The organism is Aestuariirhabdus haliotis, from assembly GCF_023509475.1.
Classification (GTDB): Bacteria; Pseudomonadota; Gammaproteobacteria; order Pseudomonadales; family Aestuariirhabdaceae; genus Aestuariirhabdus; species Aestuariirhabdus haliotis.
Map to the genome: position 1 here is coordinate 1 of NZ_JAKSDZ010000116.1, position 353 is coordinate 353.

The 353-nt window shown below is 49.9% G+C and carries 1 pseudogene; it reads right to left on the minus strand.

The annotated features are described in order from the left end of the window. Positions 1–191, minus strand: a pseudogene (locus MIB40_RS19920) (transposase); the annotation flags it as partial. Between the last annotated feature and the right edge of the window lie 162 nt (positions 192–353).

Here is a 353-nt window from a genome sequence, read left to right on the forward strand (position 1 = left end):
ATCGTGGTACGAACCGATTTTCGACCACCAAATATGCGCCGTTTGCCTTTGAGTTTACCGCTGTCGCGGTTAATCGGTGCAAGTCCAGCCAGAGCCGCTGCTTGCTTATTGGTTAGTGTACCCAGCTCAGGGAAGTCTGCGAGTAGAGTGTACGCTAGGGTATTTCCAATCCCTGGCACGGTGAGTAACAGCTGCTTCTTAGCGGACCATGAAGCCTCTTTCTCAACCGCCTTGTCCAACCGATCTTCGACCCAGGCAATCTCTTTTTCAAAAGCCTTTAGCATTCGTTTGTGGGATGCCTCCAATCGCTTCCCCATAATTTGCTGCCTGTTTTTCTCTTTGACTAACAGTTC